Below are 24,839 nucleotides of genomic sequence, written 5' to 3'. Positions count from 1 at the left end.
CCTCCAATTCTAAAAATAGTGTACCATAGCTCAAAAAGGAAAAAAATGAATTTATTTTTTTTCACAAATAGATTATACTATTAAAAAATAACGAAAGAGGGATGAAAATGTTAAAAAATGAGTATTTAAAAAACATCAGAGAAAGAATTCAACGTGAAAATCCCTACCAATCAGAATATCTGCAAGCAGTGGATGAGTTTTTGCCCAGCATTGAAATGTATGTGGAGCAGCATCTGCAAATTGAAGAAAACAGTATTTTAGAATTGTTGATGCAGGCTGAACGTGTGATTAAATTTCGTGTCCCGTGGCAGGATGATCAGGGTAAATGGCAAGTCAATCGTGGCTATCGGGTTCAATTCAATTCGGCATTAGGTCCTTATAAAGGTGGCTTGCGTCTGCATCCGACAGTTAATGAAAGTATCATGAAATTTTTGGCTTTTGAACAAGTCTTTAAAAATAGTTTGACAGGTTTGCCTATCGGCGGAGGAAAAGGCGGCAGTAATTTTAATCCAAAAGGAAAATCCGACGGTGAGATCATGCGTTTTTGTCAAAGTTTTATGCTGGAACTCCAAAATTATATTGGTCCAGATACCGACGTGCCTGCTGGAGATATCGGCGTCGGCGGTCGGGAAATCGGCTATCTTTTTGGACAGTATAAAAGGATACAGCAATACAGCAGCGGCACATTAACTGGTAAACCTTTGACTATCTGGGGAAGCTTGGGCCGGACCGAAGCCACCGGGTACGGCTTGGTCTATTTCGTGCAAAATTTATTGAAAGATCACGGGGAAAGTTTGGCAGGTAAAAAAGTGGCGGTCTCAGGAAGTGGCAACGTTGCAACTTATGCCATCGAAAAAGTACATCAGTTGGGTGCGACTGCTGTCACCTGCAGTGACTCCAATGGATTTATTTATGACGATCAAGGCATCGATGTTGCATTGCTGAAAGAAATCAAAGAGATCAAGAGAGGCCGTATATCAGAATATGCAGACCGAGTGCCCAATGCAAAATACTTTCCCGATGAGTCTGTCTGGTCATTAAAAGAAAGTTATGAAATTGCCTTGCCTTGCGCCACCCAAAATGAAATCGATGAGTCTCTTGCTAAAAATATCATTGCTAATGGGGTGAAAGTAGTGGCTGAGGGGGCAAATATGCCCTCAACACTCAAAGCTGTCAAAATTTTTCAAGAGCACGGTGTTTTCTTTTGCCCTGCCAAGGCAGCCAATGCGGGCGGTGTAGCCGTTTCAGCGCTGGAAATGGCTCAGAATTCGCAAAGATTGCCGTGGACTTTTGAAAAAGTCGACAAGAAGCTTGAAAAAATTATGGAAGATATTTATATCACTTGCCGAGATACAGCAATCACCTACGGCAAGGCGGGAAATTTAGTGGTCGGTGCGAATATCGCCGGCTTTGCCAAGGTAGCGGATGCGATGCTTATCCAAGGATTGGTCTAGTGTGACTAGGCCTTTTTTTATTCTTCTGAAAAACAGTTAAATTTGCAGTGTTCACTTGAAAAAAGAGTGAAAAGAACGTAAAGTATATAGTATAAAGGAAGTGTTGAACTTTTAAGGACAGTTGATACTTTTTGTAAAAAATGACCTTAAAAATCATGGTTGCTGAACCATTAAATTTAGGAGGAAAAAAATGGCACATATTCAATTTGATTATTCAAAAGTGGAAGGTACATTTATTGTCGAGCACGAGTTGGGGTATATGCAAAATCAAGTGTCAGCTGCACATAGAGAGCTGCGTGAAGGTACAGGGGCAGGCAGTGACTTTTTAGGCTGGATCGATTTGCCGGAAAATTATGACAAAGAGGAATTTGCCCGGATTCAAAAGGCAGCAGAAAAAATTCAATCTGATTCAGAAGTTTTGATCGTTATCGGGATCGGCGGTTCTTACTTAGGGGCAAAAGCAGCACTGGACTTTTTACATCATTCATTTTATAACTTGCTGGACAAAGGCGAGAGAAAAGCTCCTCAAATTTTCTTTGCCGGGAACAGCATCAGTTCTTCTTATTTGACAGATTTGATCCATATCATCGGAGACCGTGATTTTTCAGTCAACGTGATTTCAAAATCTGGTACAACTACCGAGCCTGCGATTGCATTTAGAATTTTTAAAGAAATGCTGATAAAAAAATATGGCCGTGAAGAAGCCAACAAACGTATTTATGCTACCACAGATAAGGCTAAAGGGGCAGTGAAGGTCGAAGCTGATGAAGAAGGTTGGGAAACTTTCGTGATTCCTGATGATGTGGGCGGACGTTTTTCAGTGTTGACAGCGGTGGGCTTGCTTCCGATTGCTGCCAGCGGTGCTGATATTTTAGAGCTGATGGAAGGGGCTAATCAAGCCCGTAAGGATTTCTCCAGCGACAAGTTGGAAGAAAATGCTGCCTATCAATATGCTGCCTTGCGTAATATTTTATATCGTAAAGGAAAAGTGACAGAGCTTTTGATTAACTATGAGCCAAGTCTGCAATATTTCTCAGAATGGTGGAAACAATTATTCGGCGAGTCAGAAGGAAAAGATCAAAAAGGTATCTATCCTTCCAGTGCTAATTTCTCCACAGACTTGCACTCACTGGGACAATACATTCAAGAAGGTCGCCGCAATATTTTTGAAACTGTGATTAAATTAGACAAACCTCGTCATAATATCAATATTCCGATCACAGAAAAAGATTTGGACGGTTTGGGTTATTTGCAAGGGAAAGATGTGGATTTTGTCAACACCAAAGCATTTGAAGGAACTTTACTGGCTCATACAGATGGAGATGTTCCGAATTTTGTAATCACAATTCCGGAACAAAATGCCTTTACTTTAGGCTACTTGATGTATTTCTTTGAAATCGCCTGCGGTATCTCGGGTTATATGAATGGGGTAAATCCGTTTGATCAGCCAGGAGTGGAAGCTTACAAGAAAAACATGTTTGCTCTACTAGGCAAACCAGGCTTTGAAGATTTGGCGAAAGAATTAAACGAACGTTTGTAATTCTATCGAATGTGGACTGAGATAAGTTTAAAATGTGCTTGGAATTTATTTTCCAAGCACATTTTTTTGTAAAAAAACTGCTCAAAATACCAGCTTTGTAAACCAGCTGTTTTTTGAGCAGTGTAATAGTATATACGAGTGAAAAAAAATTATTTCACAGTTAGAACAGTACACGGAGCATGATTTACCACGTAAGAGGCAGTGGACCCCATCAACAGCTTGTTGATGCCGTGTTTTCCAGTAGCACCCATCACGATGATGTCAAAATTATTTTCTCTGGCAAATTTGACGATAGCATCTTTCGGCGTATCTATCAAAACCATCACATCAATGTTGGGGTCCTCTGGAGAAACATAATTATTTTCCAGCGTCCGTTTTAAATTCTTCTGTATTTCTTTTTGAGATTTGGTGAGTTCGCTTATCACGTATGAGTCAGGAGCCAAGTAATCAATGATTGGTTCGAGAACTTGCAGGATAGTGACGTGACCATTATTTAGTTGGGACAATAATTTGGCATGTTCCACAGCAACTTTGGATTGTTCTGAAGCATCAAATGCAACAAGTATTTTTTTATATTCTACAGTCATTTTAAGCGCCTCCTTTGTCTATTATTGTATCACAAAGAAGCGTTTACAAAAAATAGGAACGCTTTTTCAAAGTCTGTTGATTTGGAAGACGGGATAACTGTATTTCAGAAGATGTGGAAATCTGACAGAGGCTTTGTTTTTTCAAAAAATGTCTGATTTATTGCAAAGTGTTTTTTAAAACATCTAGCACAGCCAGATTCTGTTAAACGTACTTTCTATTTTTCGACATGTAGGCAAGAGCGAAGCTGCTCGGGTTTCTAATCATCATCTTTTCAATAATCAATTGACCTTTAGTATTGTAATGACCGTAAACAGCGAGTTGCTTTTTTTCCGTCATCATCATAAGCCTATTGGCAATTTCTCTAGTTGCGATACAGTTGACATTGCCTTCATCAGTTATGAGTGTAAAGCGGATCATAACATTGGGATATTTGCCGATAAATCTGACTTTTTCAAATGTGCCGACTAAATTTTTTTTCATCTCTTATCCCTCCCGATTAAAAAGGTCTTCATCACAATTATACGAACATTTGTTCTTTTTGTAAAGGTGAAAATCCCTAAGTCGCTCACATATCAAACAGAAATAATTTGCTATATGAAAAAGATAAAAAATATTATACAAGAAATGGATTAAATAATAGAGAGAAATGTGGACAAAAGGAACTCATTCATCGTCAATTTATTAATACTTTGGTATAATGAAAGGTATCATAGGAAGAGGAAAAAGGAGGAAGAGTATGAAAACAGCTTTGTTTGGATATTTTTATATTTCCAGAAACAGTACTTCTCCAAAAGGGTATTTAAGGATGACTTACTATGATGGCTTTGCGGTGATACTGATGGAAAGGCAGGCAACCGAAAAAGAATTACTTGTGAACGACTTGGTATATTGCGGCTACGGCTTCTCTGACGATATGAAAATTAAAAATAAAATTTTTGAATACGAAGTGAATATGAAAAAATATTGATCAAACACATGGCTGAAAGTTATGTGTTTTTATTGATTATCCCCTTAAAACTACCGACAAAAAAAGCCCCGGCTTTTACGCCAAGGGCTAAAGGAGATTTTATTTACTTTGGAGGAGTAAATAATGAAAAGTTTTGTTAGGGTTGTTTATTGGTATGCTTATACTATATCTTCAAGATGTGAATTTATTGTGATGATTTTAGGAGCATTAGTAGAAATTTGTGTTAAATAAAATCATTTCCTAAACGCGATTCAGAATATAAAATAAAAAAGTTGGTTGACAGCTATCTTTTGAGAGTATGCTTATTGGGAAGTGAGAAGTTAAATTAAAATCAGATGATTGAGGAGAGTTGGTAAAATGAAAAATAAAAAGCTGGTGCTGTTTGATTTGGATGGAACAGTGACTGATCCGGAAGAAGGAATCATCGCTGCCATAAGGTATTCATTAGTTAAGATGGATTTGGTGCCCTTGCCTGATGAACAGTTGAAAAAATTTATCGGACCGCCTTTGAAAGAATCCTTCCAGAAGCATTATTTTTTGTCTGCTGAAAAAAGCGATGAAGCGGTCAAGTTTTACCGTGAATACTACTCAGTGAAAGGGATTTTTGAAAATTATCTTTATTCGGGTATGACTGAAGTCCTCCAAGGATTAGTAGAAAAGGGGCTGACACTTGGGATTGCCACTTCAAAACCTGAAAAATATGCGAAACAAATCATGGAGCATTTCAAGTTGGAAAAATATTTTACCGGAGTGTTCGGCAGTAACATGGACGGCACCCGCTCTAACAAAGCAGAGGTGATTCACTACGCTCTCAAACATTTCCCCTCCATTGCGAAGGAAGCTGCGGTGATGATCGGCGATAGAGAATATGATATCCTAGGTGCAAAGAAAAATGGATTGGAGAGCATCGGTGTATTGTATGGTTTTGGTTCCCGTGATGAATTGGAGCAGGCGGGAGCAACAGTCATCGTGGCTTCCCCTGAGGAAATTTTGAAGGTGCTGACTGATCAATAAAGCAGAAGTTTTATAACTGCTGATTGAATACGTCCATCATTTTAGTTGGTTTGTTCTATTTGTGACGTACTTTTAATGAATTCAACACAAAAAGAACTTTACACAACAGTCCCTCAATATTGGATCAGTTTATAGAGTTTAGGTATAAAATGATTGAGTTAATTGTTAGTGTAAAGCTCTTATGTATAGCTTAGCTCAAACTTATAGCTAATTCAAATAAAGTCCCTTCAAAACGAAGATATTGTGGGATAAAAAGTTTATTTAAAACAGAGATTGCATTTTATGTACACTAAAGTGAGGAACGTTTGCATTCAAATTTTTCTTTGCAGCGTAAATACTTGGTCGGGTCACAGGTTTATTAAAAAAAGCCGGAGCATGTTGCAACTGCTTCCGACTTTTTTATTATGCTCTAAAATTATTGGACTAGCAAATCAGAAACTACGTCCGCCGCCGCTGCCATGGGAACGTCCGCTGCTTGAGGTAAACGAGCCCCCGCCTCCACCGCTTTTGTTGTTATTGGAAGGACGGGGAATGTGCCGGCGTGTGATGCGAACATCAAATAAATCATCTTTTTTCACCGCTAAATTTAAAGTTCCCTGTTCACGATATGGATAGGAGTAACTGCTTTTTTTAAGACGATATCTTGAAGCAATTGTTGCCACGGCAATGCCGGCAGAAGCTACCGCAGTAATAAATGCAATCACAGCTTCCAGGGGACTGATACGTTTCACTTTTTTTAATTTTCCGGCCTCTTTATCGTAAGTATGCCCGCTTGGCATCCCTTGTGCGACATAACTTTTCACAGAATCGACCGCACTTCTGACCGCACCCGGGAAGTCGCCGTTTCTCATGTTGTCTTCGGCTGCATCAAGAACAGAACTGGCTCTCCCATCTGATAAAAGTGCCATGGTTTTACCTGTAGTTACAATATCAAATTGCCGTTCTCCCATATCAATAATAAAAATAAACCCGTCTTTGTGTTCCCCGATGCCGTAATCATTATAGTCATAAAAATCGGCAGCATAGTATTCGATTGCCTGACCATCCGTACTATTTGTGGTCAGGATTACTGCATCCATCTTTGTGTCATCAATAAATTCACGAAGCATTTGTTCTAGGGACAGGGCTTCCTCTTCACTGAAAAGACCGGCATTATCGACGATTATCTGTTTATTCGCTAAAGCAATCGGATTACTCAATGGAAACAAGAAAAAACCAAGCACGCTGAGCAGCAAGAAGGTCAAACGTTTCATATAAGATACCCTCCGATCAGTGCAAGAACGAGCACAACGGCAAAAATAGCAGTTGCGAAAAGGCTGACTTTCTTTTTATCTACTGGCAGCCGCCCACTAGTTTTTCCTGATTCTCCATTCATCGCATAATAATAGAGCTGATCTTGATCGTTGTTTCCCTGGCCGCGATAAGTCAGCACCCACACAGGGAGCAAAACGTATTGGGGCGTTTCTTTGATAGTATGAAAATCCGTATGCTCCTGAAAAATTTGCGTATAACCATTGACGGTATCCTTGAGCAGGGAATGACCGTAATTTTTGAGTTCGCTGCGGACTTCCTCCTGCAAATCTTTATAATTTAAATCCCGTTTGTCGGCTTGGAAGCCCGAGAGATATTTAGACGAGAATTTTTTCGTCTGCAGCAAATTAAAAGGCTGGACAGATTGAATCATCGCCAGTGTTTGATTTTTTCTCAAGGCATTCTTAATGAAATTTTTAAAATTCATCGTTCCTTCCCGGGCAATATTGAAATATTTAGTTTCAGTCATTTCATAATCACCTGCGCGCCAGACGCGGATAGTCGTTCCTCTTGCCCGATAAGAGGCAGACAGTTCACCATCGATCAGCCAGTAAGGGAAATAAACACCGGTGATTTTTTCTATTTGGGCATCATTAAAAAAATCTTTAGGAACGAATTTCTTTTTTCGGCCCCATGCAAGAAATTGCTCCACCGCTTTTTTACGATCTACTGCAAAAGGCAGGATGGCCTCGGGGAGGAAATCGCCGCTCACTCTTCCAGACAAAACCACAGGATTGTGACAGTAATAGCAAAAAGTTGCCGCAGTGGTTTCATCCGTGACGATTTCCGCTCCGCAGCTGGGACAACTGAAAAGTTCCAAAGTTGTGCTCTCTTCTTCGCTGTCGACCTGATCTAATACTTGTTCATCGAAATCAGCTGACGAGTCAACTTCTTCAGAGGCCGTTTCGGATTTGGCTGTCAGTAGTGACGTGAGTGCTTCTTCGCTGAATTCACTCAGACAATACTCGCAATGAAAAAGTTGTTTGGCTGGATCAAATAATAAAGGACCGCCGCAATTTGGACACTTATGTGTTAATACGTCGCTCATGCCATCCCTCCTTGATTTTTAATAGTTTGCTCCTTTATGGAACGGCAGCTATTTCCTGGATTTGTGAATCAGAGGGCAGTCCCCGAAAAAGGTTTGCCGCATTCTGGACAGAATTTGGGCATCGAACCGTGGATAGTAATAATATTTTGACATTCGCTGCACCTCATTTGAATCCCTTTGTCTTGGGTTGCCGGTTTGGCTTCCCCGCATTCTGAGCAAAACTTGCCCGTGTTTTCTGTGCCGTCGTTTGGACAAATCCAAGTATCTCCGGCAGCTGATTGCTGTTTAGCTTGAGCCGCCGCTTGTTCCCTATTAGTTTTGGAAGCTTCACCCATAAAGTTGCCGGCAGCACCCATTCCCATACTCATTCCCATAAAAGCTGTACCGCTGCCGCTGGGATTGGCGCCTGCCTTTTCGATTCCGCTGGCCACAGAGCCTTGAACGAATCCTTCACGAATCGAGGCATCGCTGAGCATAGCACCTTTATTACGCATTTGGATGAGCTGCTTAGAGTCATCGTCATAAGAAATACTGGCCACAGCTGCGGAAACAACTTCAATGCCGCGGCGGTCGCGCCACTCATCATCCAAAGCATCGCTCATATACCGGCTTAACTCTTGGGATTTGGCAACCAGATGACTAATCTGGACACCGGCGACTGACATTTTAGCGATGGATGTTTGTAAGGCTGTTAAAAATTCATCCAAAAATTGTTGCGGTAAATCATCAGTCTCTAAATGTACACTGCCTTTCGAAGCAACTTCTCCGTAAAAAAGAACTGGATCAGTGATTTTGATGGAATAGCTTCCGTGGGCACGCAAAAATAATTCGGCGTTATAAAAATTGTCAAAATAATTTAGAGGTGCTCGAGTGCCAAATTTTATGTCAGTGATTTCTTGCAGGTTGATGTAAACGACCTGCTGGTTTTTAGGAGTGGTGCCGCCATATTTAAAACGGCTGAAGGATTCAGCAATGGACGCACGCAAATCCCCTTGAAACATGGAAGGGGCAGTGTCATTTTTTACTGTATAGTAGCCTTCTTCCGCTGTGAAATCGATGATTTTTCCTCCGTCGATCAGCAGCATCATTGTATTCGGATAAACATGGATAACAGAACCGTCTGTAATCACCCCATCCGTTCGTTTAGTGTTGGAACCATTTCTACGGTTGCGGACGATTTGTACCCCTTTGGTGATTAGTGTTTTACTGGTAAGTCGATCGGGTTCAATAATCTCAAGCCATTGATCGGCCAAAGCACCGGAAACAGAACTTGTAGCGGCTTTAATAATACCCATAGTCGTCACTCCATTCGTTATTTTATGCATTCATTGTACCATATCGTAAAAATCTATTGAATACGTCTTAAGGTGGTTTTTTGTTAAATTATCACGTATAATAATGAGAGGAAAATTTATAGTTGCGTCTCGAAAAAGTTTGAGAACAGCTGTAAAAAAATCAAAATGAATGTACAGGAGAGGAAATCATGGCTTATCAAGCATTGTATCGTGTGTGGCGCTCCCAGAGGTTTTCAGATCTCGTCGGGCAGCAGATGGTGACACAAACACTGAAAAATGCCCTATCTCAGCATAAAACCTCTCATGCTTATCTTTTTACCGGACCGAGAGGCACCGGAAAAACGAGTGCTGCCAAAATTTTTGCCAAAGCAATCAACTGTCCCAATCAAACAGATGGGGAGCCTTGCAACGAGTGTGATATTTGCCGGGAAATCACTGAAGGCCGTCTGAATGATGTGATAGAAATTGATGCGGCAAGTAATAACGGCGTTGACGAGATCCGCGACCTTCGTGAAAAAGTGAAGTATGCCCCTACTCAGGCAACGTATAAAGTTTATATCATAGATGAGGTCCACATGCTGTCTACGGGTGCTTTTAATGCTTTGTTGAAAACACTGGAAGAACCGCCCAAAAATGTTTTATTTATTTTGGCTACGACAGAGCCTCATAAAATTCCTCCGACAATCATTTCCCGCACACAACGTTTTGATTTTAAACGTATCACCACAGAGGACATTGTTCAGCATTTACGACATATATTGTCAGAGATGGGTATTGCCTTTCAAGACCAAAGTTTATATATTATCGGCAGAGCAGCTGAAGGGGGAATGCGGGATGCTTTAAGTCTGCTGGACCAAGCGTTGTCTTTCAGCAACGGGGAATTGACTGACCAAGATGCCTTGCAAGTGACCGGGAGCCTGACCACGGAAATGTTGGATCAGTATATATCATTGTGTGCGGAGGGCAGTGTGGAAGATGCCCTTCAAACAGTACAGGCTATTTTGACGGAAGGTAAAGAAAGCAGCCGGTTTATCGAAGATGTCCTGTTTTACTGCCGTGACCTGCTGATTTACCAGCAGGCGCCACAATTTCTTTTAACCGAACGGGGATTCTTGAGCGATAATTTTAAAACCTTGTCTCAAGAATTGTCTGCTGAAAAAATTTACCGCTACATAGACTTGTTGAGTGATACTCAGCGTCAACTGAAAATGTCTACTCATACAGCGATTTATTTGGAAATAGTTACGGTGAAACTGGCCAATGACAGCACTGCCTCAAAAAATAATGAGGGGCACTCGGCCGTAACCAGTCAGGAAATTACTGAGTTGCAGCAACAAATTGCTATGTTAAAGAATGAAATCAAGGAATGGCAGTCTTCAAGTATCAACAGTGAAGTCAAGCCGCAGCCGGTCAACAGTCCCACTCAAAGCCGTCCTGTGACCCAGTACCGTTTGCCGAAAGAGCAAGTTTATCAAATTCTCCGTGAAGCAACGAGAGAGCACCTGCGTTTGACACAAGATGTTTGGGCGGAGCTGCTGCAGTTTTTGTCTGTCACGCATCGTGCCATGCTCAAGGCAAGTCAACCTGTGGCTGCCAGTGAAAAAGGGGTCGTCATTGCATTTGATTACGAAATAATTTGTCAGCGGGCAGACGATGATATGGAGCTTAAGACAGTGATTGGAGATAGCATTCAACGCCTGCTCCAACTGGAGTTGAATGTGGTCTTTGTTCCTAAAGATTCGTGGAGTGTGCTGCGCCGGGAGTTTTTACAAGCTAATCCGATGGATGACCAAGGGACTGGTCAAACGAACTCAGAGATACAGGATGAAGCAGAGTTGCTTCAAGAAGATCAGGAAAAACAAGTCGTGGATAAAGCCTTGGAATTCTTCGGCAGTGATATAGTCGAAATCGTGAACGACTAAAGGGTTAAATAAAAAATATGATGTTTGAATGACGGGTTCGTTCAAACATCGGCTGGAAAATAGTGAGAGGAAGATGTTAAAAAATGATGCGCGGAATGGGAAACATGCAAGGAATGATGAAGCAAGTTCAGAAAATGCAAAAAGAAATGGAAGCCGCTCAAGCAGCTTTAGAAAAAAAAGAATTCACCGGCTCAGCAGCCAATGATTTGGTGAAAGTTGTTTTTAACGGCAAAAGAGAGATGCTGGATTTAAGCATTCAACCAGAAGTTATTGACCCGGATGACCCGGAGATGTTACAGGATTTGGTGCTGACAGCAGTCAATCATGCCTTGACACAAATCGCAGATGAAACTGAAGCAACCATGGGGCAATATACTAAAGGGCTGCCGGGATTCTAGTGCTAAAAGAGCAGGAGGGGAACTTCCTGTTTTTTTAAGATGTGCCAAATTTTTAATGAAAAGAGGATCAATATGTATTATCCAGCACCGATTGCAAAATTAATAGAAAGCTATATGAAATTACCGGGGATAGGTGCTAAGACCGCAGCAAGACTGGCTTTTTTTACACTGGACATGCGGGAAGAAGACGTGAATGAATTTGCTAAAGCTTTGATCAGCGTCAAAAGAGACCTGCATTTTTGTGTGGTTTGCGGTAACATTGCCGAAAGTGAGACTTGTACGATTTGTCAGGATACTTCAAGGGATAAAAGTCAAGTGCTGGTAGTGGAGGAGCCTAAGGATGTTATCTCCATGGAAAAAATGCGTGAATACAAGGGGCAATACCATGTGCTGCACGGTGTGATCTCCCCTATGGACGGCACCGGACCGGACGACATCAACATCACATCATTGATTCAGCGGCTGCGTAATGATGAAATAAAAGAGGTCATCATTGCGACAAATGCAACAACTGAAGGTGAAGCAACGGCCATGTATCTATCCAGATTAATCAAACCGGCAGGAATCAAAGTGACACGACTTGCCCATGGTTTGTCTGTGGGCAGTGATATCGAATACGCAGATGAGATCACCCTTTTAAAGGCAGTGGAAGGCCGCCGGGAGATGTGAATTCCGTGGACATAATCGGAGTAATCAAGTAAAATAAAGGAATAAATGAGCTGAGGAAACTTCTATTCTTGGCGATTTATTATTTGAAACAGCAGAAATGAAATCGTGAAGAAAAAGGAGCGGAAATATTTTGACAGGTGTGTTTGTAACAGTTGAAGGACCGGATGGCGCAGGGAAAACCAGTGTCATTAGAAAGTTGGAGCGTTTGTTGAAGAAAAATCTTCAAGTGGACTTGGTCGTCACGCGAGAGCCGGGGGGCATACCGATCGCCGAAAAAATTCGCCAAATTATTTTAGATCCAAAGAATATGGAGATGGATGAGCGGACGGAAGCACTGCTGTATGCGGCTGCCAGACGACAACATCTAATCGAGAAAATATTGCCTGCCCTTGAAAAAAATAAATTTGTTTTGTGCGACCGTTTTGTTGACAGCTCTCTTGCTTATCAGGGAGCAGGACGCAAAATCGGAGTTGATGCCGTGGCGTCAATCAATCAATTTGCGACAGAAGGGTTGACGCCTGATTTGACATTGTATCTGGATGTCGATGCGGAAACAGGCTTGCAGAGAATCCAGAAAGGACGTACACGGGCGGAATTAGATCGTTTGGATCAGGAAAGTACAGTGTTCCACCAAAGAGTACAGCACGAATACTTAAAATTAGCTGAGCAGTTTCCCGAGAGAATCGTGACGATCAATGCCCGTAAAGAGTTGGATCAGGTAGTAACAGCCTGTTATCAGGTGCTGCAACAAAGATATGCAGATAAGTTTCATTTATAATAGAAAGGCGGAATGACGATGAAGCTGATATTAGCCATTGTTCAAGATAAGGATAGTCAAAGGTTGTCCAATAAATTTATCGATGCAAATGTCAGGGCAACAAAGCTGTCAACCACAGGCGGTTTTCTCAAATCAGGGAACACGACGTTTATTGTGGGGATTGAGGACGAACGGGTAGATGAAGTGCTGATGATTATCAAGGATACCTGCGAGTCTAGAGAACAATACTTGACTGCGCCGATCAATCTGGATACATCCATCGACTCGTACATGGGACGTCCTATCGAAGTGCAAGTAGGCGGGGCGACGGTCTTTGTCATGCCGGTAGAAAGTTTTCATCGTTACTGATCATGTCTATTCAAGAAAAACAACCAAGAATTTGGGAAATGCTCAAAAAGAGTATCGAAAAAAAGCAGCTGGTTCATGCCCTTCTATTTGAAGGGGAAAAAGGGACCGGAAAAAAAGAGATGGCAAAATGGCTGGCACAATCATACTTTTGTCAGAATGGCCCGCTGGCTTGCGGTCATTGCCGCAATTGTCAGAGGATACTGGCAGAGGAACATCCGGACGTTCATTTTTTACAGCCGGACGGTCAGAGTATCAAAATTGATCAAGTCGCGGCAGTTAAAACCTATTTAGGGAAGAGCGGGTTAGAACAATCCAAGCAGTTTTTGCTGGTGGAACAGGCGGAGAAAATGACTCCCCAGTCTGCCAACAGTTTATTAAAATTTATTGAGGAGCCTACAGGGCAGTTGCAAATTGTTTTTCTTACGGAAAACAAAGAACAAATTTTGCCCACTATTCAGTCGAGATGTCAAATTCTGCATTTTACTCCCTTTTCAGCAGTGGTATTGCAGAATTCACTGACAGAAGAAGGGGTTCCGCCCCTGATGGCAAAGTTACTGTCGGAATTAACCAATGATTTAGACAGAGCTTTGACATTGTATCAAGATCAATGGTTTAATGAATTAAAAGAGTCCATGGACAAATGGGTGCAGTATCTGGTCAAGAAAGATCTTTATGCATTTGTCTTTGTTCAACAGTCATTGGTAAAAATATGTAAAGATAAAAAGCAGCAGGAAATGTTGTATGATCTGCTGATTGCTTATTTTCATCAGCTATTGACGGATTCTGACACACAGCCATTTAAGGGGATTGAGAAGTGGCATAAGGAGGAATTGTCAGAAGCTTTGGCGGCAGTTTTGTCTTGCCAAGGGAAATGGCACGCTAACGTTGCCTTTCAAGCCACGTTAGAGCAATTGGTGATTAAAATCGTAGGTAAATGAGGTGAAGATAAATGGCGAGAGTAGTCGGATTGAGATTTAAACCAGCCGGACAAATTTACTATTTTTTAGCTCAAAAAAATAGTGATTATCAGTTCAATCAGCGAATCTTAGTGGAAACGGAGCAAAGCAAACAGTTGGCTTACGTGGCAATTCCAAGTAAAGAGATAGCAAAAGAGGATTTGCCGGAAGGTCTGAAGCCGGTGATTCGCGTGGCAACTGAAAGGGACTTGCACCAAGAGGAATCAAACGTTCAAGATGCTAAAGATGCTTTCGGTATCACAAGAAAAAAAATCGAGGAGCACGGACTGGAAATGAAATTGGTCCATGTGGAGTATTCTTTCGACCGGGCAAAGATGGTTTTTCAATTTACTGCCGGAGGACGGGTTGATTTTCGCGAGCTGGTTCGTGATTTGGCTTCTGTTTTCAAGACTCGGATCGAACTCAGGCAGATTGGTGTAAGAGATGAAGCGAAAATTTTAGGGGGGATCGGTCCTTGCGGCCGTCAGCTATGCTGTTCCACTTTTTTAGGTGATTTTATGCCTGTCTCGATCAAGATGGCTAAGGATCAGAATCTATCATTGAACCAGACAAAAATTTCGGGACTTTGCGGCCGGCTGATGTGCTGTTTGAAATACGAAAATGATTTATATGAAGAAGCGAAAAGAGAGTTGCCGGATTTTGGTGATGAAGTAGAGACACCTGAAGGCAAGGGCAAAGTTGTGGGACTGAACTTATTGGACCGCATAGTAAAAGTCAGGTTGTTTCACCAGGAAATCGCGATAAATTTTGACCATGATGAAATAAAAGTACTTAAAACCAAAGGAAGATCTTGATGGATAAACGAATGCTGCATGACGAGTTTTCAAATTTTGAAAATGATCTTAAACAGATGATGTTGCGCTTGAGTGAAATGAAAACATCTTTGGATATCATTATTGAAGAAAATGTCCGTTTAGAAATGGAAAATAAGCATCTTCGTGAGCGATTACTTCAGTTGGAACGAGAACAAGTCGAACTGACAGATGAAAAACACGGACTATCAAAATCTCGTATGAATTTAGAGAATATCTATGAAGAAGGGTTTCATGTCTGCAACATATATTACGGCACGCGTAGAGAAAACGATGAAGAGTGTGCCTTTTGTTTAGATGTTATTTATGGAGAAAGAAAATAGAGTTGAGATAAATTGTTATTTATCTCAACTTTTTTAATCATGATTAGGTAAAGTGAGGAGAAGTCATTGAATCGTCAAAAAAGCTACAAGGATCACTCAGCGAAAGGGATATTGTATTTAGTTCCCACGCCCATCGGTAATTTGGAGGACATCAGTTTCCGGGCATTGAAGGTCTTGAAAGAAGTGGATTGGATTGCCAGTGAGGACACGAGAAACACGCAGAAACTTCTAAATTATTTCGACATCTCAACGAATCAGGTCAGCTTTCATGAACACAACACCCAAAAAAGAATTCCAGAATTTTTAAAGAAATTGGAAAATGGCGAGTCCATCGCCCAAGTCAGCGATGCCGGCATGCCATCTATCAGCGATCCGGGAAATGAGTTGGTTCAAGCCTGTATCCATCAAAATATTCCGGTGATTTCCTTGCCTGGAGCAACAGCTGGAGTGACTGCGCTGATTGCGTCCGGTCTTTCAGCGGAGAAGTTTACCTTTATTGGTTTTCTGCCGAGAAAGAAAGCAGAACAAAAAAAATATTTAAAAGAGCTGGCCGCTCGAGAAGAAACGTTGATTGTTTATGAATCTCCTTACCGGATCAAAAACACATTGAAAAACATGTCAGATATTTATCCTCAAGATCACCCGGTGGTTTTATGCCGGGAGCTGACTAAGATTCACGAAGAATATATCCGGGGGACATTATCAGAATTGCTGGAATTGGCGGAACAAGAGGAGTTCAAAGGGGAGTGCTGTCTTTTGATCGGCGGGAATGTTCTAGAAAAAAATGAGGACTCTTTAGCGATGATGGAGGCTTTGAGTATCAAAGCCCATGTGGAATTGCTGGAGGAGAAGCATAACATGAGTTCAAAAGAGGCAATTAAGGAAGTGGCGAAACTTAGGGGGATAAAAAAACAAGAAGTTTATAAAGAATATCATAACATTTAATCGAAATCGTCTTGTTGAATGGTCGTTTTTTTGGAGACCGTATTTTTAAAGATACATTACTTTAACCAATAGACTGTGTTATAATATGTACTATAAGATAGTATTTTATCATGCACTGATTTAATAATGGTGGGGATAATATTCCTTTTGTTTTTGATCATCTTTTGTAAGAAATCGATGTTCATTTAACGATAGAAATGCTTGTTATGGCGTATCTTATTACGACGAGATTGGGCAGGAAAGAATAGTCAGCGGACAGATTAGTTTTAATTTTTTTCAGGTACGTTATTTTTTGGGTGCCGGTAATTGACACACAGTTTTTAAAATAAGAAGAACAAGTTAGAGGTGTTTGTAAACGTTGTCTTAATGAAGCGGTCGTGGAAGACACTAAGGGAAAATCAAAGAAATAAATCGTTAACGCTGCTAGATAATTTATCAGTAAGTTTAAAAAATTTAATGGAAGCAAATCGGTACTTTTAGTACAAGTGAGGAGGATGACTCGTGGGGCAAAAAAAGAAGAACTTATGTTTTAAATGCATTTATACATGTTTGGGAGTAGGGACTCTCTTGTTTTCATCAGTGGTACCAGCTGTCGGCTCTGTTGTGCTTGCTGCAGAGAATACTCTCTCGGAGTCAGATACTCAGGTGCTGGCCGACGGTGGCGGAGCAACAGAAAATAATATCCCAGACGGACAAGGGGAAACATCAGAGGAAGCCCTGCCCCAGGATTCGGAGGAGATATCAGAACCAAGCACTGAACCTTCTTCTGATATTGAAACTGAGCCTGAAGAGACAGAGGATACGGGGAATTCGAGCAGTGATACCGGCAGTTCTGAGAGCTCTGGCGACCCCGGCAGTACAGAGGACTCCAGCAGCTCCAACACGGACAGCTCTGATTCAGGTACCAGTTCCAGTTCAACTACTGGTGGCAGTACTAGTCAAAGCACTGATGTGAGCGGGAAAGGAACATCTGCTTCAGATACTGGTGAGAGAAAAGGAGAGAAAGATAACGGCAAATCTATTGATAAAGAAGGCGTCATTACTTTCGGAAAAAATCAGACAACCCAGTCATTTATTCAAGAAATAGGTAAAGAAGCTATGGTTATAGCTGATGAATACGACTTATATGCATCAGTGATGATTGCTCAGGCAATATTGGAGAGTGCTTCAGGGAATAGTGCCTTGGCACAGCCGCCCAATCACAATCTCTTTGGTATCAAAGGAACGTTTAGAGGCAGGGGTGTTGAAATGTCAACACTTGAAGATAACGGCAAAGGTGCTATGTTTACGATAAAAGCTACTTTTAGAAAATACCCGTCTTACAAAGAATCCTTGGAAGACTATGCCAAGCTGTTGAATACCAGTTTTTATTCAGGTGTGCGTAAGAGTAATGCAGATTCTTATAAAGAAGCGACTGCTTTTTTAACAGGCAGATATGCGACAGACACGCTGTATAATCAAAAATTAAACGGTTTGATCTCTGCATATAATCTCCAAAAATATGATAATGCACAAAAAATAGTCAGAAAAATACGTGTCACACGCCATAAAATTAAGGGTGATGAAACGCTGTGGGATATTTCGAAGTTATACGGAACGACCATAAGTAAACTTAAAGAATTAAATGACATCGAAGTTCAAAGAGACCTAGCAGAAGATGAATGGATCGTTGTTAGTCGGGAAAGAATCCAGGAAGGGAAAACGGATGATTCTGTTGAAAAAAACAGAGCGGACAGCAAAAAAGAAAAGCTGAACGATAAAGATGAAAGAAAGCGCCAGCAGGAATTGGCTTTGCTGAAGGCTCGTCAAGTGGCTTATTCTATGACACGTGCATTGCCTACCAGTTTCTCCAATGACAAGGTCGTCAAATTAAGCAGTCCCCATGCTGAGGGAGCAAAAACATACCGGGTCAAAGACGGAGACACCCTTTTGTCAATCGCCGAACAAACAGAGATTCCCGTCAAGGAACTCGTTGAGTGGAATGATTTGGAAAATAGTGTGCTGATTAAAGGTCAAGTTTTAGTCGTTGAAAATCCTTATACCCCGCTGGAATAAGAAGAATGAAAACGGGTGGGTTGATTATTAAGAAATAGGCGTTTTTAGTTAAATAGGACGACAAAAGCAACGCATCAGATGTTTGATAAATAACGGCTCTTTGTCAAATAGGACTGATGAGTAAAAATTAGTTTGGAACTAAGTAGAAGTGAACACTTCTGCTTGGTTCCTTTTTCCGTTATTTTATTTGTATTAAACCATTCATCATAAAAATTCTGATTCTCATGTTACGAAATGATTTAAAGCCGTAGGACACTCGCTTTAGTGTTTTAATATGGGTATTCTTGGCTTCCAATTTACCATTGGAATACGGGTAAATAAGAGCATTAGTGATGCCTACTTCATACTTTAATAGATTTTGTACTTTCTGTTTAAACTCTTTATCAAGATGTTCCGGCAAGTCTTCCAAGTGTTTGAAAAATAAGGCGACATCTTTGCTCCTAAAAGCGTTCAACAAGTTGTGAAAACAGTGATAGGTATCGTGAAGCCTTTGCGAGTAAGAGAGCAGTCGGTCAATCACCATTCCCTCCGTGAGGAGAGGATATTTAGGAGATCTAAAGCTTCGCCAACTACGATAATTGGTCCAATCAATGTTTTGATAATCCTTTAATAGCAATTTCCAGTTAGTTTTGATTTTTTGGGCTTCATAGAGGTGCCCTTGTTTCCTTAATCGCTTGACTTCCTTCACTCTGAAGTCATTAAACGCAGTATTGATATGTTTAACAATATGAAAACGATCAATGACGATTTTAGCTTGTTTGAAACAGGTTTTCGTTAGCTTAAAATAAGCCGCATTCATGTCTGTGACGAGAAAGTCTACTTGATTTAATGCTTCTTGAGGATAACGGTTAAAGTGCTTTTCTAACTTGTTGTGTTGTCGACTCGGTAAAATATCCACAAGTTTCCCAGAGTCACCATCGGCACAAATAAACGTCATCTTATCTTCCCGCGTCGCATGAGACCGGAATTCATCAACCATTAGGACAGTGGGTAAAGCAGCTTTTACTTGGCTGTTAGGCACGTAGGCTTCTAGACTTCGAAGAAGTCTGATCACTGTCGTGATAGACACATGACAGAGTTTGGCAATGAGGGTATACGAGATTTTCTCCTTTAAAAGATCTAAAATTTTAAACTTGATGTGCTCTGAAATAAAACAATTTTCTTTAACAAAGTAAGGACTAGCGGTGGTGTATGAGTGACAATTGCGACAAAAATACTTCTGCTTTTTTAACTTCATCACGGTGGGCATATGATGATAGTCCTCCAACCGAATCATAGAAGATTTAGTCCCATTTTTAACGACCCTATACTTCCCCTCATGGTCCATAGGACTTGAACCGCATACTTGGCAAACTTTAGGAGCGGGTAAATAATCAGCTTCAATAATCAGTGTTTGCTTGTCTTGGTAGGCTTCTTTAGAAACAGCTAAAATAGTTAGATCAGGGTCTATAATTCTTAGTAGTTTTTTGATATCATGTGTCATAGCATATAGTTCTCCTTACTGTTTAGGTTAGACGCTTTAATAGTAACAGAAGAACTATATGTTTTTTTATTTAATACAAAAAAATGGGATTGATGAATCAATTTTTGATTCATCAGTCCCATAAATTATAGAGCCTAAATAACATCTGATGCGTTGCTTTTTTTAAATTTTCAAGTTTAGACTTCAGCAAATTGTGCATGGTAGAGTTGATAGTAATAGCCGTTTTTGTCTAATAATAAATCCTCATGAGTACCGATTTCCACCACTTGACCGTCACTCATCACTAAGATTCGATCAGCTTCTTTAATAGTTGAGAGTCTGTGTGCGATAACAAAACTGGTTTTTCCAATCATCATTTTTAAAAAAGCTTCTTGAATGGAGAGCTCTGTCAGTGAATCCACTGAACTTGTGGCTTCATCTAAAATCAACATAGGCGGATTAGCAATCATGGTCCGAGCGATTGTCAACAATTGCCGCTGTCCCTCAGAAATACTGATGCCGTTATTTCCTATAAGGGTATCATATTTTTGTGGTAAATTTTCGATGAAGCGGTCAATCTTAGCTGATTTTGCTGCACTTATGATTTGTTCTTCTGTGGCTTCGGTGTTGCCGAAAGTTAAATTTTCCCTGATGGTCCCGTCAAATAACCAAGTATCCTGCAAAACCATACCAAAGGAACGACGCACTGATTCCCTCCGATAGTGGTCAATAGGACAACCATCTAATAAAATATCTCCTCCGTCGATGTCGTAAAACCTCATCAATAGATTTACTAAAGTAGACTTTCCAGCGCCGGTTTTTCCAACAATGGCTATTGTTTCGCCTGGCGCAACTTTTAAAGAAAAGTTTTGAATGAGTGGCTGTTTTTTTCGATAAGAGAAGTCAACATGGCGAAACTCGATTTCTCCATTAATTTTTTCCGGGACACTAGGCAGATGACTGTCATCTGGTTCATTTTTTTGAGTCATAATTCTGAAAACTCTTGTCAGACCAGCCAAGGCGGATTGAATCTGTGGCGTGATACCCGATAGTTCAATGAATGGTTTGGTAAACTGACTGGAGTAAATAATAAAACTGCTCAAAATCCCCACAGTTAAGGATGGGTGGCCGCTCAAAATCAAGTAGCCTCCAACAAATCCGATGGAAAGATAAGCAAGATGGTCAATGAACCGTGACAAGGGGTTTGTCAGAGACGAAACAAATTGTGCTTTTTGACCTACGTTGTAAAGTTCCTCGTTTCGTCTGTCAAATTCATTCATGCTCACTTGCTCGTATTGAAATGCTTTGACCAGTTTTTGATTTCCCACGATTTCAGTCACATAGTTTGAAATATTCCCCACGATTTCCTGTTGTTCTAAAAATCTTTTCTGACTGGTTTGAGCGATGATCCATGTGACTAAAAACATAAAAGGAGTCGTCAGCAAAACCACAAGTGTCAGGGAAACGTTCAATTTCAGCATAGTAATCAGCGAAATAATCACGATGGTCATGCCGGAAAATAAATTATTAAAAATCGAAATCATTGCTTCAGCCACATAGTCTAAGTCATTGGTAAAACGGCTGGTGATGTCCCCAATGGATTGGCTGTCGAAAAAACGAATAGGCAAATGATTGAGTTTATCAAAGGTGTCCTTTCGTATCTTATCCACAACTTGATAACTGATGTGATTGGCAATTCTTTGGATCAGCCATTGGGTCAATGAAGCTGATAAAATAGCTAGTGCAAAATAAGCTAGCACATGATAGAGTTCCGTAAACAGCACATGGTTTTTTCCAAGCATGTGGTCAATAGATTTTCCTGTCAAGTAGGTCATCAGAACAGAACTTCCCCCACCGATGATGCCGAATAAAAAAGCAGAAAGTAACAGCCATTTATACGGAAGCAAGTAAAGGGAAAATTTTTTAAGAGTCCACTGGTTGTTCATTTACTTCACCTCCGTCGATTGATTTTCTTGAGACGCCGCAATTTTTTGATAGGCGGTACATGTTTGTATCAGTTCGCGATGGGTGCCTTGTCCGGCGATTTTGCCATTATCAAGCACTAAAATATGATCTGCTTGTCGGATGGAACTGATTCTTTGAGAAACAATCAGACTTGTGGTCTGAGGCAGTTCAGTTTTTAACTGTTTTCTCAAGGCCAGATCAGTACGGTAATCCAAAGCGCTTAGAGAGTCGTCCAAAATCAATACGTCAGGCCGATTGACTACTGCACGGGCGATGGCTAGACGCTGTTTTTGCCCTCCTGAAAAATTTTCCCCGCCTTCAACTACCGGGCTATTCAAACCTTCTTTCAATTCTTTGACAAACTCTTCCGCCTGAGCGATTTTTAAAGCTTGCCAAGCTTCTTCCTCTGTGGCATCATGTTTTCCCCATTGGAGATTACTGAGGATGGTTCCTGAAATCAACACATCTTTTTGCGGTACCAGCCTTATTTTTCCTCTTAATTCAGAAACAGGATAATCTGCGATTTTTTTGCCAAAAAGACAAATATCTCCTTCTGTGTGATCATAAAATCTGAGAAGCAATTGAATAAGTGAAGACTTGCCGCTGCCGGTCGGTCCGATAACACCCAAAGTTTGTCCTTTGCCCCATTCGAAAGTGATATTTTCCAATGTCCAGCCATTTTGCCGAGGATATTTGAATGAGACATTTTGAAAGATGATTTTATCTTCGCTTGCATGGTCTGCCTTCTGCACGTGCGTTCCGGAAAAGTCGGTCAGCGTTTCTTTTGTCTCTAAGAGCTCATTGATTCGGTGAGCTGAGGTAGCGGCACGGGTAAAGATTACGACCAAATTTGATACGATAATAAGTGCCAGCAGCATCTGCATCAAGTAATTGACGAGAGCGACGACTTCCCCTTGATTGAGAGAACCGATATTCACAGCATCTCCGCTGATATACAGCAGAAGAATAGTGGCGAAATTCATGATGAGAATCGTCAGGGGATTGAGCAAAGTAGAGAGATTAGCAGCTTTCAAACTATTTTTTGCTAAGGACTCACTGGTGTGATTGATTTTTTCTGACTGTGCCTTCTCTCTGACGAAGGCGCGGATCACGCGGATACCTGCCAGATTTTCTTGGATATTCCGGGTCAGCTGATCCATTTTTTTCTGGACTTTGCGGAACAGAGGGACTGTGCGCTTGATCAAGAAGACCAAAATAAAAAAGAAAATGGGCAGCACGACGGCGAAAATAATTGCGATGCCGGAATGGATGTAGAATGCCATAATCACGGAGCCGATACTTAAGAAAGGTGCTCTTATGACCAGTCGAATCAGCATAGCCAAAGCAAGTTGTAGTTGATTGACGTCATTTGTGATTCGTGTAACCAGCGTATCCGTGCCAAAAAAATCTAATTCGGCATGGGCAAACTGATTAATCTTTTTGAATACTACTCGGCGTAATTCGGTCCCAAATCCTTGGGAAGCGATCGAAGCATAATACTGGCAAATCATGACACAGGCTAAACCGATACAAGACATCAAAAACATTTTTCCTGCTGTTTGCCAAACATAAGTGAGATTGTTTTGGCGAATCCCTTGGTCGATTAATTTTGCCATGTATAAGGGCAAGACTAATTCAAAGATGGCTTCCAGTAATTTGAAAAATGGTCCTAATAAAATTTCTTTTTTATATTTTTTTGAATATTTCAATAATCGAAACATGTTTTCTTCCCCCAAAAATTAAAGCTACCTCTTATTGTACGACAACAGATTTTGATTTCAAGGATAGAAATAAACACAGGAGGAAATTCATGAAAAGGATCACTGTTTATGTTACCCTTAAAGCAGAAAGAGTCCGAGTTATTGCTGAATTTAAAAAGAGTGTGGCAGAGAATGTTAATGTGGAAACAAGAGATGCAGATGATATTTGCTGATTTGAAAATAACGTGAGAGATGGTTTGCTTTCCATGGGAGTTTGATTTTTGTCTGTCAATCATAAGTTCTAAGATACCGTTGCGAACGTCATCCATAAGATTTCAGGGCAACATCTGCTTTGGGGAGGGCTTATTTCCGAAACGCTGTTATGACTAAAAATATAGGGTTTGGTTCCGGTTGTTTTTAAGCTGATGCATCAAGGGTAATATTTAGTAAAAATAAAGAAGGAGACTTTAAAAATGAAAAACACAGTTGATTTAGACAAGCTGAGTCGTGACGTCAAGTTTTTGACGGAAGATGTGATTGAAAAATCAAATATCAAGGCAGAAGAGTTACTAGTGCTGGGGTGCAGCAGCAGTGAAGTTATTGGCGGCGTCATCGGGAAAAATTCCAGCTTAGAGGTGGGAGAAGTAATCGTCAAAGCCATGCTGGAAGTTTTGCAAAACTATCGAATTCATTTTGCTGTCCAGGGGTGCGAACACATCAATCGGGCCCTTGTAGTGGAACGGTCGGTCATGGAAGCCGAAAAATTTGAAGAGGTAGCGGTAATCCCGGCTGTCCATGCTGGCGGTTCCTGTTCCGTGGCGGCGTTCAAATTATTTAATGATCCCGTCGAAGTGGAACATATTGTAGCAAAAGCCGGCATAGACATTGGAGATACGGCCATAGGGATGCATATCAAGCATGTGGCGGTACCGATCCGGCCAAAAGAAAAATTTCTAGGTGAAGCCCATGTCACTGCCCTAGGCTCAAGGCCAAAATTAATCGGCGGCGCTCGCGCGGTGTATCAGTAAAAGGTTTGGGCATTTGACATTGCTGCGAGATTATCGTAAGATGGTGGCTATAAGCTTATACTATAGTGTGGTTGCTTAAAAGGGAGTAGAAATAATCTGTCGCTTTTAAGTCATCATGATGAGCAAACAAGAATGATTTTAAAAATATTTTTGTTTAAGTGGAAACACTGGCCTCCATCTTTTTTGAGGAGGAACTCTCTATAACTATAGGTGAAGCTTTAGTGGACATCAGTTTCAGGA

24 protein-coding genes are annotated in these 24,839 nt (G+C 40.9%); 16 read left to right on the top strand and 8 right to left on the bottom strand.

The features are described from left to right. The first annotated feature begins 107 nt into the window (after nt 1–107). Both gdhA and AC4PHI_RS12420 read left to right on the top strand, forming a co-directional pair. Nucleotides 108–1,454, top strand: coding sequence for an NADP-specific glutamate dehydrogenase (gene gdhA / locus AC4PHI_RS12425; RefSeq protein ID WP_492200144.1), 1,347 nt, complete (start codon nt 108–110; stop codon nt 1,452–1,454). Between the two features lie 190 nt (nt 1,455–1,644). Next, on the top strand, nt 1,645–2,994 hold the full coding sequence (locus AC4PHI_RS12420) for a glucose-6-phosphate isomerase (RefSeq protein WP_492200143.1): 1,350 nt from the start codon (nt 1,645–1,647) through the stop codon (nt 2,992–2,994). A gap of 149 nt (nt 2,995–3,143) precedes the next feature. Here the strand turns inward: AC4PHI_RS12420 and AC4PHI_RS12415 are convergent, their stop codons facing one another. Together AC4PHI_RS12415 and AC4PHI_RS12410 are read right to left on the bottom strand one after the other, a co-directional pair. Further along, entirely contained in the window at nt 3,144–3,581 is a 438-nt protein-coding gene (locus tag AC4PHI_RS12415; RefSeq protein WP_492200142.1) for a universal stress protein, read from the bottom strand. Nucleotides 3,582–3,783: 202 nt separating this feature from the next. Continuing rightward, nucleotides 3,784–4,062, bottom strand: a complete 279-nt coding sequence (locus AC4PHI_RS12410; protein ID WP_492200141.1) for a hypothetical protein — start codon at nt 4,060–4,062, stop codon at nt 3,784–3,786. 256 nt (nt 4,063–4,318) lie between these two features. Between AC4PHI_RS12410 and AC4PHI_RS12405 the strand changes: the two genes are divergently transcribed. After that, nucleotides 4,319–4,549 carry a hypothetical protein gene (locus AC4PHI_RS12405; RefSeq protein WP_492200140.1) on the top strand — a complete coding sequence of 77 codons (231 nt, stop codon included), beginning with the start codon at nt 4,319–4,321 and terminating at the stop codon, nt 4,547–4,549. Between the two features lie 357 nt (nt 4,550–4,906). Then, a complete protein-coding gene (locus AC4PHI_RS12400; protein WP_492200139.1) occupies nt 4,907–5,563 on the top strand; it encodes an HAD family hydrolase in 657 nt (218 codons plus the stop codon). A gap of 431 nt (nt 5,564–5,994) precedes the next feature. Here AC4PHI_RS12400 and AC4PHI_RS12395 read toward each other — a convergent pair whose 3' ends face one another. The 3 genes from AC4PHI_RS12395 to AC4PHI_RS12385 form a co-directional block, all read right to left on the bottom strand. Beyond that, nucleotides 5,995–6,816 (bottom strand): TPM domain-containing protein, encoded by an 822-nt coding sequence (locus AC4PHI_RS12395; protein WP_492200138.1) that lies wholly within the window; start codon nt 6,814–6,816, stop codon nt 5,995–5,997. After that, complete coding sequence (locus AC4PHI_RS12390) at nt 6,813–7,922, bottom strand: TFIIB-type zinc ribbon-containing protein (RefSeq protein ID WP_492200137.1); 1,110 nt, start codon at nt 7,920–7,922, stop codon at nt 6,813–6,815. The genes AC4PHI_RS12395 and AC4PHI_RS12390 overlap by 4 nt, the downstream gene beginning before the upstream one ends. 68 nt (nt 7,923–7,990) lie before the next feature. Next, nucleotides 7,991–9,217 carry an SPFH domain-containing protein gene (locus AC4PHI_RS12385; RefSeq protein WP_492200136.1) on the bottom strand — a complete coding sequence of 409 codons (1,227 nt, stop codon included), beginning with the start codon at nt 9,215–9,217 and terminating at the stop codon, nt 7,991–7,993. A gap of 188 nt (nt 9,218–9,405) precedes the next feature. On the opposite strand from AC4PHI_RS12385, the gene dnaX reads away from it, so the two are divergent. The 10 genes from dnaX (at nt 9,406) to AC4PHI_RS12335 (ending at nt 18,444) form a co-directional block, all read left to right on the top strand. After that, nucleotides 9,406–11,139 carry a DNA polymerase III subunit gamma/tau gene (gene dnaX, locus AC4PHI_RS12380; protein WP_492200135.1) on the top strand — a complete coding sequence of 578 codons (1,734 nt, stop codon included), beginning with the start codon at nt 9,406–9,408 and terminating at the stop codon, nt 11,137–11,139. Nucleotides 11,140–11,222: 83 nt separating this feature from the next. Beyond that, on the top strand, nt 11,223–11,537 hold the full coding sequence (locus AC4PHI_RS12375; protein WP_492200134.1) for a YbaB/EbfC family nucleoid-associated protein: 315 nt from the start codon (nt 11,223–11,225) through the stop codon (nt 11,535–11,537). Nucleotides 11,538–11,609: 72 nt separating this feature from the next. After that, nucleotides 11,610–12,206, top strand: a complete 597-nt coding sequence (gene recR, locus AC4PHI_RS12370) for a recombination mediator RecR (RefSeq protein ID WP_492200133.1) — start codon at nt 11,610–11,612, stop codon at nt 12,204–12,206. 130 nt (nt 12,207–12,336) lie between these two features. Next, nucleotides 12,337–12,984, top strand: a complete 648-nt coding sequence (gene tmk, locus AC4PHI_RS12365; protein WP_492200132.1) for a dTMP kinase — start codon at nt 12,337–12,339, stop codon at nt 12,982–12,984. 18 nt (nt 12,985–13,002) lie between these two features. Continuing rightward, nucleotides 13,003–13,332: a cyclic di-AMP receptor DarA gene (gene darA / locus AC4PHI_RS12360; protein ID WP_492200131.1), complete on the top strand. Its 330-nt coding sequence runs from the start codon at nt 13,003–13,005 to the stop codon at nt 13,330–13,332. Between the two features lie 2 nt (nt 13,333–13,334). Beyond that, nucleotides 13,335–14,270 carry a DNA polymerase III subunit delta' gene (gene holB / locus AC4PHI_RS12355; RefSeq protein WP_492200130.1) on the top strand — a complete coding sequence of 312 codons (936 nt, stop codon included), beginning with the start codon at nt 13,335–13,337 and terminating at the stop codon, nt 14,268–14,270. Nucleotides 14,271–14,281: 11 nt separating this feature from the next. After that, entirely contained in the window at nt 14,282–15,103 is an 822-nt protein-coding gene (locus AC4PHI_RS12350) for a PSP1 domain-containing protein (protein ID WP_492200129.1), read from the top strand. Continuing rightward, nucleotides 15,103–15,444 (top strand): DNA replication initiation control protein YabA, encoded by a 342-nt coding sequence (locus tag AC4PHI_RS12345; RefSeq protein WP_492200128.1) that lies wholly within the window; start codon nt 15,103–15,105, stop codon nt 15,442–15,444. The genes AC4PHI_RS12350 and AC4PHI_RS12345 overlap by 1 nt, the downstream gene beginning before the upstream one ends. A 66-nt stretch (nt 15,445–15,510) precedes the next feature. Next, the gene (rsmI, locus tag AC4PHI_RS12340; protein ID WP_492200127.1) at nt 15,511–16,389 is read left to right on the top strand and encodes a 16S rRNA (cytidine(1402)-2'-O)-methyltransferase; all 879 of its coding nucleotides are present in this window, start codon (nt 15,511–15,513) and stop codon (nt 16,387–16,389) included. A 567-nt stretch (nt 16,390–16,956) separates the two neighbouring features. Further along, nucleotides 16,957–18,444 (top strand): glucosaminidase domain-containing protein, encoded by a 1,488-nt coding sequence (locus tag AC4PHI_RS12335; RefSeq protein WP_492200126.1) that lies wholly within the window; start codon nt 16,957–16,959, stop codon nt 18,442–18,444. A gap of 178 nt (nt 18,445–18,622) precedes the next feature. Here the strand turns inward: AC4PHI_RS12335 and AC4PHI_RS12330 are convergent, their stop codons facing one another. The 3 genes from AC4PHI_RS12330 to AC4PHI_RS12320 all read right to left on the bottom strand — a co-directional run bounded on the left by AC4PHI_RS12330 (nt 18,623) and on the right by AC4PHI_RS12320 (nt 23,592). Continuing rightward, nucleotides 18,623–19,927 carry an ISL3 family transposase gene (locus AC4PHI_RS12330; protein WP_492200125.1) on the bottom strand — a complete coding sequence of 435 codons (1,305 nt, stop codon included), beginning with the start codon at nt 19,925–19,927 and terminating at the stop codon, nt 18,623–18,625. Nucleotides 19,928–20,103: 176 nt separating this feature from the next. After that, complete coding sequence (locus AC4PHI_RS12325; RefSeq protein ID WP_492200124.1) at nt 20,104–21,852, bottom strand: ABC transporter ATP-binding protein; 1,749 nt, start codon at nt 21,850–21,852, stop codon at nt 20,104–20,106. Then, on the bottom strand, nt 21,853–23,592 hold the full coding sequence (locus tag AC4PHI_RS12320) for an ABC transporter ATP-binding protein (protein WP_492200123.1): 1,740 nt from the start codon (nt 23,590–23,592) through the stop codon (nt 21,853–21,855). Nucleotides 23,593–23,681: 89 nt separating this feature from the next. Here AC4PHI_RS12320 and AC4PHI_RS12315 point away from each other — a divergent pair, with 89 nt between their 5' ends. Both AC4PHI_RS12315 and AC4PHI_RS12310 read left to right on the top strand, forming a co-directional pair. Continuing rightward, on the top strand, nt 23,682–23,804 hold the full coding sequence (locus tag AC4PHI_RS12315; RefSeq protein ID WP_492200122.1) for a hypothetical protein: 123 nt from the start codon (nt 23,682–23,684) through the stop codon (nt 23,802–23,804). 240 nt (nt 23,805–24,044) lie between these two features. Beyond that, nucleotides 24,045–24,599 carry a TIGR01440 family protein gene (locus AC4PHI_RS12310; RefSeq protein ID WP_492200121.1) on the top strand — a complete coding sequence of 185 codons (555 nt, stop codon included), beginning with the start codon at nt 24,045–24,047 and terminating at the stop codon, nt 24,597–24,599. Nucleotides 24,600–24,839: the final 240 nt, after the last annotated feature.

The sequence above is a fragment of the Vagococcus sp. QWL-13 genome, from assembly GCF_058683555.1.
Note: the sequence above shows the minus strand (reverse complement) of the source record. Positions and strands in the feature narration are given on the sequence as shown.

Excerpts from the sequence above, each read along its gene's own strand:
- AC4PHI_RS12390 (WP_492200137.1), bottom strand. The coding sequence starts at position 7,922 with ATGAGCGACGTATTAACACATAAGTGTCCAAATTGCGGCGGTCCTTTA.
- AC4PHI_RS12400 (WP_492200139.1), top strand. The coding sequence starts at position 4,907 with ATGAAAAATAAAAAGCTGGTGCTGTTTGATTTGGATGGAACAGTGACT.
- darA (WP_492200131.1), top strand. The coding sequence starts at position 13,003 with ATGAAGCTGATATTAGCCATTGTTCAAGATAAGGATAGTCAAAGGTTG.
- AC4PHI_RS12330 (WP_492200125.1), bottom strand. The coding sequence starts at position 19,927 with ATGACACATGATATCAAAAAACTACTAAGAATTATAGACCCTGATCTA.
- recR (WP_492200133.1), top strand. The coding sequence starts at position 11,610 with ATGTATTATCCAGCACCGATTGCAAAATTAATAGAAAGCTATATGAAA.
- AC4PHI_RS12325 (WP_492200124.1), bottom strand. The coding sequence starts at position 21,852 with ATGAACAACCAGTGGACTCTTAAAAAATTTTCCCTTTACTTGCTTCCG.
- AC4PHI_RS12415 (WP_492200142.1), bottom strand. The coding sequence starts at position 3,581 with ATGACTGTAGAATATAAAAAAATACTTGTTGCATTTGATGCTTCAGAA.
- AC4PHI_RS12350 (WP_492200129.1), top strand. The coding sequence starts at position 14,282 with ATGGCGAGAGTAGTCGGATTGAGATTTAAACCAGCCGGACAAATTTAC.
- AC4PHI_RS12375 (WP_492200134.1), top strand. The coding sequence starts at position 11,223 with ATGATGCGCGGAATGGGAAACATGCAAGGAATGATGAAGCAAGTTCAG.
- AC4PHI_RS12420 (WP_492200143.1), top strand. The coding sequence starts at position 1,645 with ATGGCACATATTCAATTTGATTATTCAAAAGTGGAAGGTACATTTATT.
- AC4PHI_RS12385 (WP_492200136.1), bottom strand. The coding sequence starts at position 9,217 with ATGGGTATTATTAAAGCCGCTACAAGTTCTGTTTCCGGTGCTTTGGCC.
- AC4PHI_RS12395 (WP_492200138.1), bottom strand. The coding sequence starts at position 6,816 with ATGAAACGTTTGACCTTCTTGCTGCTCAGCGTGCTTGGTTTTTTCTTG.
- AC4PHI_RS12315 (WP_492200122.1), top strand. The coding sequence starts at position 23,682 with ATGAAAAGGATCACTGTTTATGTTACCCTTAAAGCAGAAAGAGTCCGA.
- AC4PHI_RS12410 (WP_492200141.1), bottom strand. The coding sequence starts at position 4,062 with ATGAAAAAAAATTTAGTCGGCACATTTGAAAAAGTCAGATTTATCGGC.
- AC4PHI_RS12320 (WP_492200123.1), bottom strand. The coding sequence starts at position 23,592 with ATGTTTCGATTATTGAAATATTCAAAAAAATATAAAAAAGAAATTTTA.
- dnaX (WP_492200135.1), top strand. The coding sequence starts at position 9,406 with ATGGCTTATCAAGCATTGTATCGTGTGTGGCGCTCCCAGAGGTTTTCA.
- AC4PHI_RS12310 (WP_492200121.1), top strand. The coding sequence starts at position 24,045 with ATGAAAAACACAGTTGATTTAGACAAGCTGAGTCGTGACGTCAAGTTT.
- AC4PHI_RS12345 (WP_492200128.1), top strand. The coding sequence starts at position 15,103 with ATGGATAAACGAATGCTGCATGACGAGTTTTCAAATTTTGAAAATGAT.
- gdhA (WP_492200144.1), top strand. The coding sequence starts at position 108 with ATGTTAAAAAATGAGTATTTAAAAAACATCAGAGAAAGAATTCAACGT.
- AC4PHI_RS12405 (WP_492200140.1), top strand. The coding sequence starts at position 4,319 with ATGAAAACAGCTTTGTTTGGATATTTTTATATTTCCAGAAACAGTACT.
- holB (WP_492200130.1), top strand. The coding sequence starts at position 13,335 with ATGTCTATTCAAGAAAAACAACCAAGAATTTGGGAAATGCTCAAAAAG.